General features: G+C 73.5%; 12 protein-coding genes and 1 pseudogene. 3 read left to right on the top strand and 10 right to left on the bottom strand.

The features are described 5' to 3' along the window. Positions 1 to 89 precede the first annotated feature (89 nt). Positions 90 to 1,601 (bottom strand): P-loop nucleotide/nucleoside kinase family protein, encoded by a 1,512-nt coding sequence (locus FF36_RS15505; protein WP_063925293.1) that lies wholly within the window; start codon positions 1,599 to 1,601, stop codon positions 90 to 92. A 323-nt stretch (positions 1,602 to 1,924) separates the two neighbouring features. Here FF36_RS15505 and FF36_RS15500 point away from each other — a divergent pair, with 323 nt between their 5' ends. Next, entirely contained in the window at positions 1,925 to 2,788 is an 864-nt protein-coding gene (locus tag FF36_RS15500; protein ID WP_044885780.1) for a universal stress protein, read from the top strand. On the opposite strand, the gene FF36_RS15495 is transcribed toward FF36_RS15500, so the two are convergent. From FF36_RS15495 to FF36_RS15470, 6 genes are read right to left on the bottom strand one after another with little or no spacing between them, the layout of a single operon-like run. Continuing rightward, complete coding sequence (locus tag FF36_RS15495; RefSeq protein WP_255354281.1) at positions 2,746 to 3,279, bottom strand: hydrogenase maturation protease; 534 nt, start codon at positions 3,277 to 3,279, stop codon at positions 2,746 to 2,748. The genes FF36_RS15500 and FF36_RS15495 overlap by 43 nt on opposite strands. Then, positions 3,237 to 4,583 carry a Ni/Fe hydrogenase subunit alpha gene (locus tag FF36_RS15490; protein ID WP_044885779.1) on the bottom strand — a complete coding sequence of 449 codons (1,347 nt, stop codon included), beginning with the start codon at positions 4,581 to 4,583 and terminating at the stop codon, positions 3,237 to 3,239. The genes FF36_RS15495 and FF36_RS15490 overlap by 43 nt, the downstream gene beginning before the upstream one ends. Then, the gene (locus tag FF36_RS15485; RefSeq protein WP_044885778.1) at positions 4,570 to 5,472 is read right to left on the bottom strand and encodes an NADH-quinone oxidoreductase subunit B family protein; all 903 of its coding nucleotides are present in this window, start codon (positions 5,470 to 5,472) and stop codon (positions 4,570 to 4,572) included. The genes FF36_RS15490 and FF36_RS15485 overlap by 14 nt, the downstream gene beginning before the upstream one ends. Beyond that, positions 5,472 to 6,398, bottom strand: coding sequence for an FAD/NAD(P)-binding protein (locus FF36_RS15480; protein WP_199865403.1), 927 nt, complete (start codon positions 6,396 to 6,398; stop codon positions 5,472 to 5,474). Before FF36_RS15480 ends, FF36_RS15485 begins: the two co-directional genes overlap by 1 nt. Then, a complete protein-coding gene (locus FF36_RS15475) occupies positions 6,370 to 6,837 on the bottom strand; it encodes a cyclic nucleotide-binding domain-containing protein (RefSeq protein ID WP_044885776.1) in 468 nt (155 codons plus the stop codon). Before FF36_RS15475 ends, FF36_RS15480 begins: the two co-directional genes overlap by 29 nt. After that, the gene (locus FF36_RS15470; RefSeq protein WP_044885775.1) at positions 6,824 to 8,089 is read right to left on the bottom strand and encodes a 4Fe-4S dicluster domain-containing protein; all 1,266 of its coding nucleotides are present in this window, start codon (positions 8,087 to 8,089) and stop codon (positions 6,824 to 6,826) included. The genes FF36_RS15475 and FF36_RS15470 overlap by 14 nt, the downstream gene beginning before the upstream one ends. A gap of 263 nt (positions 8,090 to 8,352) precedes the next feature. Here FF36_RS15470 and FF36_RS15465 point away from each other — a divergent pair, with 263 nt between their 5' ends. Further along, complete coding sequence (locus FF36_RS15465; protein ID WP_044885774.1) at positions 8,353 to 9,246, top strand: universal stress protein; 894 nt, start codon at positions 8,353 to 8,355, stop codon at positions 9,244 to 9,246. A 14-nt stretch (positions 9,247 to 9,260) separates the two neighbouring features. Here FF36_RS15465 and FF36_RS15460 read toward each other — a convergent pair whose 3' ends face one another. Next, a complete protein-coding gene (locus FF36_RS15460) occupies positions 9,261 to 10,544 on the bottom strand; it encodes a bifunctional aminoglycoside phosphotransferase/ATP-binding protein (protein ID WP_052681144.1) in 1,284 nt (427 codons plus the stop codon). Between the two features lie 296 nt (positions 10,545 to 10,840). On the opposite strand from FF36_RS15460, the gene FF36_RS15455 reads away from it, so the two are divergent. Continuing rightward, a complete protein-coding gene (locus tag FF36_RS15455) occupies positions 10,841 to 13,276 on the top strand; it encodes a phosphoketolase family protein (RefSeq protein WP_044885773.1) in 2,436 nt (811 codons plus the stop codon). A 60-nt stretch (positions 13,277 to 13,336) separates the two neighbouring features. Here FF36_RS15455 and FF36_RS38095 read toward each other — a convergent pair. Together FF36_RS38095 and FF36_RS38090 are read right to left on the bottom strand one after the other, a co-directional pair. Then, positions 13,337 to 14,077 (bottom strand): annotated as a pseudogene (locus tag FF36_RS38095) (phosphoenolpyruvate carboxykinase domain-containing protein); the annotation flags it as partial. 1 nt (position 14,078) lies between these two features. Further along, a partial coding sequence (locus FF36_RS38090) for a phosphoenolpyruvate carboxykinase (GTP) (protein ID WP_242422533.1) occupies positions 14,079 to 15,175 on the bottom strand: 1,097 nt, incomplete at its 3' end. Between the last annotated feature and the right edge of the window lie 94 nt (positions 15,176 to 15,269).

The raw sequence follows: 15,269 nt of genomic DNA, 5'->3' as shown, positions 1-15,269 counted from the left end.
CGCCCGAACAGTACCGGAATCGATCGGCCGCACGGGACCCATTCCGGGCGGCGGCTGGATGTTCACGCGCAGACCACCCGCACCGGTGGTCAGACGACGGCGCGGCGGGCGTGGCGCAGGGCGTCCGCGGCGGTCGCCGCCGTGTCGATGCTCCTGGCCTCCGGCCACGGTTCACCCCGGGAGACGCTGTCGGCGAGACGGGCAGGGCCGGCAGGGCCGGCGGGGGTCGCGCGGCGCGGGTCGACGCGGGTGGCCGCGAGATCGGGCGGGGCCGTGCAGCGCAGCTGCACCAGGTCGGCCGCGACCCGGCGGGCCACCTCGGCCGCCTCGAGGCGCTGGCCGTGCCGGTTCCACGGCGCGTCGACCACGACGGACTCGCCGCGACGCAACGCCGCGGCGGCGGCCCGGCGCAGCAGCTCCTGGTGGACGGCGTCCACGCCGTCGACCGGTGTTCGGTGTCCCGCGGCGGGCTCAGGACGACCGGGCGGGGGCGACCAGGCCGCCGCGACGTCGTCGAAACGGAGCACGGTCCACCGCTCGGCCGCGGCGAGTCCGTCGGCGAGCGTGGACTTCCCGGTGCCCCGCTGGCCGCCGACCAGCACCAGCCGGACCCGGCCCCGGCGAAGCCGGGCCCAGGCCAGCTCGGCGAAGACCCTGGCCTCACGCGCCGCCGCGGTCTCACCGGCGGCGAGCCGCCGGCACGCCAGCTGGCAGCGTCGCAGCGCCGCGAGCGCGCAGTAGAAGTCCTCGAGCGACCGGGGATGGTTCTCCCCCGTCCTGTCGCGGTACCGGTCGAGCAGCGCACGTGCGAGATCGCGACGTCCGAGCCATTCCAGGTCGACCGCCAGGGCGGCGGCGTCCGCCAGGACGTCGGCCGCCCGCAGCTCGGGCTCGGACTCCAGGCAGTCGAGCATCCGGGGACCGTCGTCGAGGCAGAAGGTGTCCGCCGCGCTCAGGTCGCCGTGCCCGTCGCGGATCCACCCTGCCTCCCGGCGCTCCCGCAGCAGCTCGCCCCGGCCTTCGAGGTACCGTCCCGCGAGCCGGTCCACCTGGTCGAGCAGGTCGGCGCCCACCGCCACGCCGCCGGCACGGCGCACCTCGGCGACGCAGTCGTCCCACCGCGCGCGCAGGCGATCCGGGTCGCCGGCCGCGGCGATCCGGGGGGAGGTCTCGCACCGGGCGTGGAAGTCGGCGAGCACCTCGGCGATGGAGTGGATCTCCTCGACGGCCGCGGCCCCGCTCTCGGCGAGCGTCGACAGCCGGCGCGCCGCGGGCAGGCGACGCATCATGACCATGTGGTCGCAGGGCTCCCCGCCCGGCCCGACGACGTCGGCGACGCCGAGGTAGACGTCGGGCGCGAGGCGACGGTTGAGCCGCACCTCCGCCTCGCAGTCGGCCCGCCGGGCCGACCGGCTCCGCAGGTCCACCCCACCGAGATCCACCGGCTTCCTGACCTTGAAGACCCGATCCCCGAAGAAGTACAGCACCGATCCCGACGTCTCGACGAACCCCGCGAACGGTCGCGGCGCACCGGCCGGCACCGGCGCACCGGCCGGCACCGGCTCGTCTCGCCCCGCCGGGAACGGGCTCGCCTCGGTCATCACAGCCATGCCCCGAGAGTGCCCGCGCACCTGGTGCGGCGGATGCATGCGCAGGTCGCGGCCGACGGGCCCGAAGGTCCGTCCCGCCCGGGGCCAAGGTCCTGTTGATCTGTCTCCACCGCGCGCAGAGCCGGGGGCGGCGTTGACCGTCGGCCCGGTCCGGGCCGATCGTCCCGGGAGCATGGGGGTACGACAGGGGCCTTTCGTTCCGGTCGGCAGGGCCGGGCGGCCCGGGTCCCACCGCCGAACCGCACTCGATCGACGATGCCGACCGGGCGACGCTGTGTCCGCTGACATGAACACGGCGTGACGGGAGGCGCAGGATGAGCGGCATTGTGGTCGGAGTGGACGGGTCGCCGGAGGCCGAGGAGGCACTTCGCTGGGCCCTGCGCGAAGCACACCTGCGAAACGTGACGGTCACCGCCCTGCTGGCCTGGTCGCCGGACGACTCCTCGGCGGCCATCGCCAGGATGCGGCACGAGCCGGGGTCGCCCGAGGCCGAGACCACGGCCCGCCACCTCCTGGAGACCTCCGTACGCAACGCATTCGACTCGCGGCGTCCCGTGCCGGTAGTGGAGCGCATGGAGTCCCGCGGCGCGGCCGAGGCTCTGCTCGAGGCCGCGACCAACGCCGAGCTGCTGGTGGTCGGCCGCCACGGAGCAAGCCGCCTGCGCGGGGTCCTCATGGGCTCCGTCTCCGCCGCCTGCGTGCACAGGGCGACCACGCCCGTGGTCGTGACCCGCGTCCGTCAGCACAGCACGCAGGGACCGGTCGTCGCGGGCGTCGACGGGTCGGCCGCGTCGCTCGAGGCGCTGCGGTGGGCGGCCCGCGAGGCGCGCCTGCGCGGGGCGGTCCTGCGGGTCGTCCATGCCTGGCTGCCGGTCCCGCTGGGCTACCCCCCGGTCTACGTCGGCGTGGACTACACCGCCGCCGAGAAGGCCGCCCGGTCCGTCCTCGACACCTGCCTCGCCGAGGGAATCGACGACCGCCGGAACCTCGTCGTGGACGACAGGCTGGTCACCGACGGCGCGGCCCATGCGCTGCTGTCGGCGGCCGAGGACGCGCAGCTGCTCGCCGTCGGCTCCCGGGGTCACGGCGGCTTCGCCGAGCTGCTGCTCGGTTCGGTCGCCCACCAGTGCCTGCATCACGCGTCGTGCCCGGTTGCGGTCGTGCACGCCGCTGCGTAGCGAGCGGCCCACCTCGCCACCTCGGCCCGGACGGTGGCGGCGACACCGCGGGCGGCGGCCGCGACGTCGGGATCGAGTCCCTCGCCGCGGGAGAAGTCACGGCCCACGATCGCGTGGACGACGACGAAGCGGGGAAGCCCGCCGAGCGCCCGGCCGATCTCGACGGCGTCCGCGACGCTGAGGGTGTGGGTCGACGGGCCGATCAGCTGCGCCGGCAGTGGCCGCTCGTCGGCCCGGAAACGGAACACGGTTCCCGGTGCGGCGGCGCAACGGGCGGCGTCGATGATCCAGACGCCGTGGGCACCGTCCCAGGCGGCGAACAGACCGGCCGGCTCGTCGAGACCCTCGACCGTGCTCGTCGCGAGCGGAAACCGACCCTGGAGTCGGCGGACGACCACCAGGCCCACCGCGTCGTCGTGCCGGCACCGGTTCCCGATCCCGACGACCGTCAGCCGCGGTCGATGTCGAGGGTCAGGAAATGGGTCGCGCACGAGATGCAGGGGTCGTGGTTGCGGATGACCCGCTCGCAGCGACGAGCGAGGTCGGCCTCGGGCAGGTCAAGCGAGCGTTCGACGACATCCCGCAGATCCTCCTCGAGGGGACGCTGGTTCTGGGAGGTCGGCGCCACGATCTTCGCGTCGAGGATCGTGCCGTCGCGGTCCGTGGAATAGCGGTGGTAGAGCAGCCCGCGAGGCGCCTCGGTGACGCCGTGTCCGATTCCCGCCCGCGGCCGGGCCGGCACGGCGGGGAATGCGGGTTCCGTGTAGTCGCCGATGATCCGCAGCGCCTCGTCGGCGGCGTGAACCATCTCGACGCAGCGCACGATGATGCTGCGGAAGGGATTGCGCTCCGGCGGGCGCAGGCCGACCTCCGCCGCCGTCTCCCGCGCCGCCGGCGCCAGCCACCGGGCGTTCAGCGCGAAGCGAGCCAGCGGTCCGACGAGGTAGGAGCCGCCGGCGGCCGACATCGCGTGCGGGGCGAGCGGGGCGTGCGGGGGGAGCGGGGGGAGCGGGGCGAGCGTCGAGTGCAGGGCGGTGGACCAGGGCACCTGTTCTTCGACGAAGTGGCTGTCGTAGTCGGCGGCGGCGATGTCGAGGCCCTCGCTGGAGGCGATCCGGCCTCGTTCGATCGCGTACTGTCCCGATTGCCGCAGCGCGACGAAGACCGCGCCGACCTCGTCGTCGGGAAAGTCCAGGCCGGCGACGAAACGGGCGGTGTCCCGGGCGATGTCGCGGGCCCGTTCCAACGGACCGACGAGCCGGTCGAGTTCCCCGCGGGTCGGGGCCCGGTACCAGCCGCCGACCCGCGCGTTCACGGGATGCACCGCGCGGCCGCCGATCAGCGTCATCAGGGTGTTGCCGATCTTCTTCAGCTCCAGCCCCGGGCGCACGACCGCGGGATGCTCCCGGGCCAGCTCGAGGCCGCTGTCGCAGCCGAGGAAGTCCGGCAGGTGCAGCAGGAAGACGTGCAGCGCGTGACTCTCGATCCACTCCCCGCAGTACAGCAACCGCCGCAGGGCGGCGAGCTGACCGTCGACGCCGACCCCGCAGATCTGCTCGATCGCGGCGAGCGCGCTCAGCTGGTAGGCGACCGGGCAGATGCCGCAGATGCGGGAGGTGATGTCGGCGGCCTCGGTGTAGGCCCGCCCGCGCAGCAGTGCCTCGAAGAAGCGCGGCGGCTCGAAGATGTTCAGCCGAGTCTCGTCGACCCGGCCGTCGCTGACCCGGATCAGCAGCCGGCCTTCCCCTTCGACCCGGGTGAGCGGCGGGACCGTGATGCGCCTACTGCTCGGCATGGGTGTCCTCGGCCTGGGTGTCCTCGGCGTCGGTGTCCTCGGCGTCGGTGTCCTCGGCATGGATCCCACCGCCCTCGGCGGCGTCGCGGGACGCGGCGAGGAACGCCGGCGCGGCGGCGTTGAACGTCCGGAACACCCGGCCGGTCTCGCGGTCGTCCATGCCGAGCACCGTCAGCTCGCGGACGAGCGCAGGGGTGTTGGGGCTCTCCATCGGGCCGAAGCAGCCATAGCAGCCGCGGTGCCAGGCCGGGCAGATCGCGCCGCAGCCCGCATGCGTCACCGGCCCGAGGCAGGGCGTGCCGTGTGCGACCATGACACAGACCGTTCCCCGTCGTTTGCATTCGGTGCAGACCGAGGCCGAGGAGATGGCGGGGCGTCGACCCGCAAGAAACGCGCTGATCACCTCGAGGAGCTGGCGGGAGTCGATCGGGCAGCCCTGAAGCTCGAAGTCCACCCGGACATGCGCGGAGATCGGGGTGGAGGTCGACAGCGTGGAGACGTACGCGGGGGTGGCGTAGACGGCCGCAAGGTACCCGTCGACATCGGCGAAGTTGCGCAGCGCCTGGATGCCGCCGGCGGTGGCACAGGCACCGATCGTGACCAGTCGCCGGGAGGCGGCCCGGATCTCCCCGATCCGTTGCGCGTCCGCCTGGGTGGTCACCGAGCCCTCGACGAGCGACAGGTCGTAGGGCCCGGCGACCGTGGCGCTGGACGCCTCGAGGAAGTAGGCGATCTCGACCTCAGCGGCCAGCGGGAGCAGCTCGTCCTCGCAGTTGAGCAGGGTGAGCTGGCAGCCGTCGCAGGAGGCGAACTTCCACACGGCGAGGCGGGGCCTGGCGGCCGCGGTCGATGGTGATGCCGATGGTGATGTCGAGGCCGATGTCCGCATCACAGCTCCCGCACGGCCATCAGCGGGGCGAGGCGGTCGTAGCCGCGGACCGGTCCGTCCTGGCAGAGGATCAGCGGGCCGAGCTGGCAGCGGCCGCAGTGACCGAGCCCGCAGTGCATGTTGCGTTCCATGGACAGGTGGACGTGGTCGGCCGGCACGCCGACGTCGACCAGCGCCCGCGCGGTCAGCCGCATCATGACCTCCGGCCCGCAGATGAACGCGACCGCCCGGGCGGGGTCGACGTGCACCTCGGGGAGCAGGGCGGTGACGACCCCGACCCGCCCGCGCCACCCGGGCTGGCCGCCGTCGACGCTGACCAGGGTCTGCAGGTCGGCCCGGTCCTGCCAGCCGGCCAGCTCCCGGCGAAAGAGGATGTCGTCGGGGGTCCGGCTGCCCGCGAGCACGGCGACGGCGCCGAAGTCGGCGCGGCGGCGCAGGATCTGCCGGACGACCGGGCGCAGCGGCGCCAGGCCCAGCCCACCGGCGACGACGACCACGTCCGAGCCGGCGGCCGCCCGCAGCGGCCAGCCCTGTCCGAACGGGCCGCGCACCCCGAGGACGTCGCCCGGGCGGGCCGCGCAGATCGCCTCCGTCACGGCGCCGACCGCCCGCACGGTGTGCATGAGCTGCCCGTCCCCGCCCTCTCCCACCGGGCCGCCCGACACCGGGCCGCCCGACACCGGGCCGCCGGACACCGGGCCGCCGGACACCGGGCCGCCGGACACGGACAGGGGGACCTCGCCGACGCCGAAGGCGTACACCATGGTGAACTGGCCGGGCCTGGCGACGAGCGGGGCGCCGCGGACCGGCTCGAGCTCGAGGGTCCACGTGTCCCGGGTCTCCTGGCGGTGGCTCGTGACGCGGAACGGCCGCGGGGTCATCGCCCCGACGGCGCCGTCAGCCCCGGTCCGGGTTTCCGTAGACATCGAGCAGCCGCATCCGGGTCGCCTGCAGGCGCTCGATGAGCACCTGCGCAAGGTGGGAGAGCACGTCGTAGCCCAGCGCCGGGTCCTGCGCGAACCGGCCCCGCAGGCAGGCGCCGTCGAGGGCGTCGGCCCGGACGAGCGAGCGGGCGCGGGCGTCGAAGTGGACACGGTAGGGCGCGAACATCCACGACCAGCCGACGACGCTGCCGGCTCCGACGGTTTCCAGGGGGACCGATCCGCGGGCCGGGACGAACATCTCGATCGCGACCGTGCCCTGCCGGACGAGGTAGAGGGTGTCCGCCGGGTCGCCCTCCCGCAGGAGCAGGGCACCCGCCGGGAAGACGGCGTGGCGGGCGCAGCCGGCGAGCAGCGCGAGATGGTCCGGCCGTATCCCGGCGAACACGCCGGCCTCGGCGAGCGGGGTCTCAACTGGCGTCATCGCGGGCCTCACGCGCGGGCGGGCGCGGCTGGGCGCTGGTGGGGTCGGGGTCGCCGGCCAGGGAGTTCGCCCGGATCGCGGCCAGTTCCTCGGTCACGTCGATGCCGACCGGGCACCAGGTGATGCACCGTCCGCAACCGACGCATCCGGACGTGCCGAACTGGTCATGCCAGGTCCCGAACTTGTGGGTCAGCCACTGGCGATAGCGCGACCGCCCCGCGGCGCGGATGCTGCCGCCGTGGAGGTAGGAGTGGTCCAGCGAGAAGCAGGACTCCCAGCTGCGCCAGCGCTCCGCCTCGCCGCCGCGCAGGTCGCTGACGTCCTCCACCGAGGTGCAGAAGCAGGTCGGACACACCATGGTGCAGTTACCGCAGGTCAGGCAGCGCTGTGCCACCTCGTCCCAGCGCGGGTGTTCGAGGTTGTCCGCGAGCAGGTCGCGCAGATCAGCCGCCTCGACCGTGCGCCCCATCCGGTCGGCCGCGCGGTCCACCGCGGCCCTGGCCGCCGTCCGGTCCGCAGGCTCCGCCGCCCGCCCGGCCAGCTCGCCCACCACCTCGGCGCCGCGGGCGGTGCCCGCCTCGACGAGCAACCGGTGGTCGGCGTCGAGGATCTCGCTGAGCACGAGATCGTAGCCCTCCCGCACCGCCGGGCCGGTGTTCATGGACACGCAGAAACAGGTCCCGCCCGGTTCGTGGCAGTTCACCGCGGCGATGAACACGTCGCTGCGGCGGGCGGCGTAGTCCCGGTCCCGGGTGCCGCCGCCGAGCAGGATCCGATCCTGGATCGCGATCGCGTGCAGCTCGCAGGAACGAACGCCGAGAAACGCCACCCTGGTGCGTGGGGTCGGTTCCTCCGCCGCCTCGAACTCCTCCGCCGCCTCGAACTCCTCCGCCGCCTCGGACCCCTCCACCGCCTCGGACCCCTCCACCGCCTCGGACCCCTCGCCGCCGCCGCGGCGGATCCGCAGCAGGCGCAACCGGGGCGGCAGCAGGTGCTGCTTCCACGAGTGCGGCCCCACGGCGTAGCCGAACAGCGCCGCGTCGCCACGACGTTCGAGCCGGTAACGGCCGGGCTGTTGGACGTCGGTCCAGCCCACCGGAAGCTGCGCGGCGCCGGCGATCTCGTCGTAGACGATCGCACCGTCCCGCACCGTCGGGCCGACCACCCGGTAACCGCGCGCCCGCAGCACCTCGACGAGGGTGCCGAGCGCGGCCGGCCGGACGACGGCCTCGACCACCTCTGGCTGCGCCACCGCACCCCCGTCCCCTCCGTCCGGCTGGCCGGCCGGCCGGTCATGACGTCCTGTAGTCGAGGCCATACCCTGAGGTGGCCGCCGAGGAACCTGGGCGCCGGATCCGTCCACGCCCGGGAAGCCGCCCGTTCGACCGCGGCACTCCCACGTGTTCGTCCGTGCGCTCGCCGTCACTCCCTGCGGGTGTCAGTCTGAGCAGGTCGAACAGCCGGGAGCAGGCCGAACAGCCGGGAGCAGGTCGGACAGCCGGGAGAGGAGATGCCGTGGGAGGTGAGGACGTCCCCGGGGCGCAGATCGTCGTGGGGATCGACGGTTCCGCGGACGCCGAGCGGGCACTTCGCTGGGCGGTGGACGCGGCACGCCGGCGCGACGCCCAGGTGCGCGCGGTCCTGGTCTGGGCGGCCGCCGGGCCCCCGCACGAGCCGGGCGTCCCGCCTGCGGCCACCTCGCCGGAGCATCCGCGCTGGACGGCCCCGTGGCTGCTCCACGAGGTCGTGGAGCGGGTCCGCAAGGACGAGCCCACAGCCCGGATCGTCGAACGCACGGTCTTCGGGCCACCGGTCCAGACGTTGTTGGCCGAGTCCGACCATGCCGCCATGCTCGTCCTCGGCGCCCGTGGGGTGGACCGGACCAGGCGCATGCTCACCGGCTCGGTCAGCCTCGCCTGCGCGCACGGCGCGACGGTGCCGGTCGTGGTGGTCCACGGCGGGACCGCACCCGGCCACCGCCCCGTCGTCGTGGGGGTCGACGGTTCGCGTGCCTCGATCGAGGCCCTGGCCTGGGCCGCCGTCGAGGCCGAACTGCGCGGGGCCGCGCTGCGCATCGTGCACGTGTGGGAGCCGCCCCCACCCGCCGCCGACCGGCTCGACGAGGGCGACGGGGTGTTTCGCGCCGCCGCCCAGGCCGTCCTGGACGAGTCCGCGAGCGCCGGCCTCGCCGGCCGGGCGGACCTCACGGTCGACACCGACCTGGTGATGGGCAACGCCGCCTACGGCCTCATCAACACGGCGGTGCGAGCCCAGCTCCTCGTCGTCGGCGCTCGGGGCCGCGGTGGGTTCGCCGACCTGCTGCTCGGTTCCACCAGTTCGCAGTGCCTGCTGCACGCGACCTGCCCGGTCGCCGTCATCCGCCGGCCTGCCGGCGGAGAGGGTGGTTGACGGGCCCGGGTCGGTCAGGCGACGAGGGCACACGCGGCCCGAAGCGCGTCACCGGCCGGACCGGTCGTGGGCACCTCGTGGGCCGTCGGCCACGGGTCGTTGCGGGCCGCCATCGCGGCGTGGACGGCGATCGTGGCGTCCGAGGCGTCGCCGCCTACGGCGGCGCGGCGCGCGATCCGCGCGGCCGCCACCTCCGGCGGCGCCACGCAGCACAGTTCGACGAGGTCGGCGTCGGTCTCGGTGGCGAGCTGGGCGGCGAGCCGCCGGTGCGCGCCGGAGGTCCAGGAGGCGTCGAGCACCACGCTCTCCCCCCGTTCCAGGGCCGTCCGGGCGCGTCGCACCAGCTCCGAGTACGTCGCCTCCGTCGGCTGCGGACCGTACAGCCCCGCACCGAACGCGTCGGCGGCGGACTGCTCGGCAGCCAGACCCGCCAGCCCCTTGCGCACCGCGTCGGATCCGATCCGCACCCAGCCGTCCGCCCCGTCGGCCAGCCCCTGGGACAGGGTCGACTTGCCGGTCCCGGGAAGGCCGCCGACCAGGACCAGCCGGATCCGGCCGCGGCGCAGGTGGCGCAGGGCCAGCGCGGCCAGCTCGCGGGCCGCGTCGGCCGCGCCCGGCTCCCCCTGGTGGTCCCGGATGCCGGCGACCTTGGCCCGGACGAAGGCCCGGTAGGCGAGGTAGAGATGTTCCAGGGAGGCTGGGTGGGTCTCGCCGGAGAACTCCCGGTAGGCGTCCAGGAAGTACCGTGCCGCCCCCGGCTGGCCGAGCCGTTCGAGGTCCATCGCGAAGAAGGCGACGTCGCCGAGGACGTCGCCGACCCGCAACCGCCGGTCGAACTCCAGGCCGTCGAGGATGCGGAGACCGTCGTCGAGGCAGAAGACGTCGTCGGCGAGCAGGTCGCCGTGCCCGTCGCGGATGCGACCCGCCCGCTGCCGCTCGGTGAACAGGGCCGCCCGGCCGTCGAGGTAGCGCAGGGCGAGTCGGCCGATCTCGTCTACGACCTCGCCGTCCAGCAGGTCACGGAACGGCTCGACGCCCACCAGGCCTTCGAGCCACAGCGCCCGCAGCGCGGCGAGGCCGCCCGCCCGGGCGATCTCCGGCGAGGTCTCGCCCTGCTCGTGGAACACCGCCAGCCGGCGGGCGATCGCCCGCAGCTGCGGCTGCACCCGGGCCCCGGAGGCCACCAGCGAGGACAGCCGTCGTTCGTCGGGCAGCCGGTCCGGCGGGGGCAGCCGGTCCGCGGTGGCCGGGGTCGCGTCCCGGGCTGAGGTCAGCAGTACCTGGTCCTGACCCGACATCGATCGTCTCCTGTCCTTGTCCCGAAGGATCCCGGCGTCCCGAAGGATCCCGGCGTCCCGAAGGATCCCCGGCCGGCCCGAAGGCGATCGGGGACCGGTGGGTTCCCGAGCCGGCCCGTGTCCCCCACCGATGTGGGCAATGTCATCCTGTCCATGGAGCATCTCGGCGACGAATGCCGGAAGGCACCTGGCCTCGGGCCCTTCGGACCCCCGACGGCAGACCTTCCCGGTTCGGGGACCTTCCCGGAATCGGACACCTGTATGTGGTGGGCGGGACGGGTGGGAGTCTTGGCACCATGACTGCCACGGTGGACGTCGACGGACTCGACCGTCCGACTCCGGAGCTGGACGAACCGTCGCTGGACCGACTGATCGCCTACTGGAACGCCGCCAACTACCTGACGGCCGCCCAGATCTACCTGCGGGCCAACCCCCTGCTGCGGGAGCCGCTGCGCCGCGAACACATCAAGCCGCGGCTGCTCGGCCACTGGGGGACATCGCCGGCGCTGAACCTGGTGTACGCGCATCTCAACCGGCTGGTCAGCCTGACCGGCCAGGACGTGCTGTACGTGGCGGGCCCGGGGCACGGCGGCCCGGCGCTGGTCGCGAACACCTACCTGGAAGGCACCTACTCCGAGATCTACCCGCGGGTGTCCGCGGACACGGCGGGGCTGACCAGGCTGGTCGAGCAGTTCTCCACCCCGGGCGGGATCCCCAGCCACGTCAGCGTGCCGACGCCGGGGTCGATCCACGAGGGCGGCGAGCTCGGCTACGCCCTGGTGCACGCCTTCGGGGCCGCGTTCGACCACCCCGATCTGCTGGTCGCCGCCGTCGTCGGCGACGGGGAGGCCGAGACCGGCCCGCTGGAGGGCAGTTGGAAGGGCATCACCTTCCTCAACCCGGCCCGGGACGGCGCGGTCCTGCCCATCCTGAACCTCAACCAGTACAAGATCGCGAACCCCACCGTTCTCGGCCGCCGCAGCCGCGACCAGGTGACCGCCTACCTCGCCGGCCACGGTTACGAGGTCCTGTGGGTCGAAGGCTCCGACGTCCGCCAGGTCCACCGGGACTTCGCCGCCGCCCTCGCCACGGCCCACCAGGCGATCCGGCGCATCCAGCACGCCGCCCGCCGCCCCGGCGGCACGGTCACCGACACCCCGACCTGGCCGGTGATCGTGCTGCGCACCCCGAAGGGCTGGACCGGCCCGCATGAGGTCGACGGCGTGCAGGTGGAGGGCACCTTCCGCGCCCACCAGGTGCCCCTTGCCGGGGTCCGCGACAACCCGGAGCACCTGGCCCAGCTCGACGCGTGGCTGCGGTCCTACCAACCCGAGCGGCTGTTCGACGCCGACGGCCGGCTCGCCGCCGAGCTGGCCGCGCTCGCCCCGGTCGGGGACAAACGGCTGGGGGCCACGAGCTACGCCAACGGCGGCCGGCGCACCGAACCGCTGCGCCTGCCCGACCGGCGCGCTTACACCCTGGACATCGACCCGCGCCACCGCGGTCGCGTCTCCTACGAGACGACCCGGCCGCTCGGCGAGCTGCTGCGCGACGTCTACCGCGACAACCCGACCACCTTCCGGGTGTTCAGCCCCGACGAGCTCACCAGCAACCGGCTCGGCGCCATCCTGGAGGTGACCGACCGCTGCATGGTCGCCCCCATCGACCCGCACGACGACCGGGTCTCCCCCTCGGGCCGGGTCATGGAGGTGCTCTCCGAGCATCTGTGCCAGGGCTGGCTGGAGGCCTACACCCTCACCGGCCGCCACGGCCTGTTCGCCACCTACGAGGCGTTCGCCATGGTGTCCGCCTCGATGCTCGTCCAGCACACGAAATGGCTGCAGGAAGGGGCCAAGCTCGGCTGGCGGGAGCCCGTCCCCAGCCTCAACGTGCTGCTGACCAGCACCTGCTGGCGCAACGACCACAACGGCTTCTCCCACCAGGGACCCGGCCTCATCGACACCGTCGTGCCGCTGTCCCCCGGAGTCATCCGGATCTGGCTGCCGCCGGACGCCAACAGCCTGCTGTCCGTCGCCGACCACTGCCTGCGCAGCCGCGACCACGTCAACCTGCTCGTCGCCGACAAGCAGCCGCATCTGCAGTACCTCACCGCCGCCGAGGCCGACGAGCACGCCGCCCGCGGTGGCTCCGTCTGGGACTGGGCCGGCACCGAATCCCAGCTCGGCCGCGATCCCGACATCGTTCTCGTCGGCATCGGCGACGTGCCCACCATGGAGATCCTCGCCGCCGCCCAGCTGCTACGCCAGTTCGTGCCCAGCCTCTCCATCCGGGTCGTCAACGTGATCGACCTGATGGCCCTGCTGCGCAGCGACCTGCATCCGCACGGCTTCTCCAACCCGATGTTCCGGGCCCTGTTCACCGACGAGACCGACGTCGTCGTCGGGTTCCACGGCTACAGCCGGGGCGTTCACCAGCTCCTGCACGGCCGGCGCAACCCCCAGCGCTTCCACGTCCGCGGCTTCATCGAGCAGGGCACGACGACCACCCCGTTCGACATGCTCGTCCGCAACGAGGTCAGTCGTTACCACCTCGCTCGCCTCGCCATCGAGTTCGCCCGCACCACCCATCCCGGCACCGACCGGCTCGTCACCCATTGCGAAACTCAGCTCAGCCGCCACCACGACTACATTCGCGACCATCTGGAGGACCTGCCCGAGATCCGTAACTGGACCTGGGACGACTCCCAGCCGGCCCCCGAACCGTCCGTCTAGAGGGCGACGGTCCAGGTTCGACCGGCGTGCCACGCCGAGGATCGCCCGGGCAGGCGGGACCTACTCGGGCGTCCTGGCGGCCGGGGCGGCGTGGACGGCGGATCGCTGGAGGCGCCGGCGCAGCCCGTCGAGCTGCTCGCTCATCGCCGCGGGCAGGCGGTCGAAGCCGGCGAAGTGCTCCTCGATGGAGTCCGCCTCGGCCCGCCACTCCTCGACGTCGACGGCGAACAGCTCGGCGACGTCTCGCGCGGGCAGGTCGAGGCCGGTCAGATCGAGCGCACCGGGGGCGGGCAGGAGCCCGATCGGGGAGTCCACCGCCTCCGCCGTCCCCGCCGCTCGTTCGAACACCCAGGCAAGCACCCGGCTGTTCTCCCCGAACCCGGGCCACAGCCAGCGGCCGTCGGCGGCGCGCCGGAACCAGTTCACGTAGAAGATCTTCGGCAGTCGCGCGTGCGGGACCCGGCCCATGGCGAGCCAGTGGGCCCAGTAGTCGGCCATGTCGTAGCCGCAGAACGGCAGCATGGCGAACGGGTCGCGGCGCAGCCGGCCGACCGTCCCGACCGCGGCGGCGGTCGTCTCCGAGGACACCGTGGCGCCGAGGAAGACCCCATGCGCCCAGTCCCGGGCCTCGACGACCAGGGGGACGACGCCGGCGCGGCGCCCGCCGAACAGAATGGCGTCGACGGGCACCCCGGCCGGGTCCTCCCACCCGTCGGCGATCGACGGGCACTGCGATGCCGGCGCGGTGAACCGCGCGTTCGGGTGCGACGACAGCGTCCCGGACGCCGGCGTCCAGTCGTCNCCCCGCCAGTCGACGGCGTGCTCGGGCGGGGCGTCGGTGAGACCCTCCCACCAGACGTCGCCGTCGTCGGTCAGGGCCACGTTCGTGAAGATGCAGTTGGCGTGCAGGGCCGCGACAGCGTTCGGATTCGTCGACGGTCCGGTTCCCGGAGCCACCCCGAAGAAGCCGTTCTCCGGGTTGATCGCACGCAGTTCCCCCGACCGGTCGAACCGCATCCACGCGATGTCGTCGCCGACCGTCTCGACCCGCCAGCCGGGGATCGTGGGGACCAGCATGGCCAGGTTGGTCTTCCCGCACGCCGACGGGAAGGCCGCCGCGACGTGACGCACCTGCCCGGCCGGATTCGTCAGCCTCAGGATCAGCATGTGTTCGGCGAGCCAGCCCTCGTCACGACCCATCACCGAGGCGATCCGCAACGCGAAGCACTTCTTGCCCAGCAACGCGTTCCCGCCGTAGCCCGAACCATAGGAGATGATCTCCCGGGTCTCCGGGAAGTGCGTGATGTACTTCGTGGGGTTGCAGGGCCAGGCAACGTCCGTCTGACCGGGCGCCAGGGGGGCACCGACGCTGTGCAGGGCCCGCACGAACATGCCGTCCGCCCCGAGCAGGTCCAGCGCCGCCTTCCCCATCCTCGTCATGATCCGCATGGACACGACGACGTAGGGCGAGTCGGTGATCTGGACCCCGAGCTGGGAGATCGGCGAACCGAGCGGGCCCATCGAGAACGGGACGACATACATCGTCCGTCCCCGCATCGCTCCCGTGAACAGGCCCCGCAACGTGGACCTCATCTCGTCCGGATCCGCCCAGTTGTTCGTGGGCCCCGCATCCCCGGGCGACACCGAACAGATGAACGTGCGGTCCTCGACCCGGGCGACGTCCGAGGGGTGTGAGCGGGCCAGGAAGCTGTTCGGGCGCAGGGCCGGATTCAGCCGGACGAAGGTGCCCGCCGCGACAAGCTGGCCGGTGAGCCGCTCCCATTCCTCCTCGGAACCGTCGCACCAGACGATCTCGTCGGGTTCGGTGAGCGCGGCCACGTCCCGCACCCACGATGCCAGCCCCTCATGATGCGCCGGCCGGCCATCCACAACACTCATCACGGGCACTCCCAGCCATCCTGATCAAGTCCAGAACTCGATCGCGTCCGGAGCAGTACATCGCTGCGGGCAGCACGGACACAGGGACCTCGAG

Source organism: Frankia torreyi (assembly GCF_000948395.1).
Classification (GTDB): Bacteria; Actinomycetota; Actinomycetes; order Frankiales; family Frankiaceae; genus Frankia; species Frankia torreyi.
The sequence above is the reverse complement of the archived record's forward strand: the minus strand, read 5'-3'. Positions and strand labels throughout refer to the sequence as shown.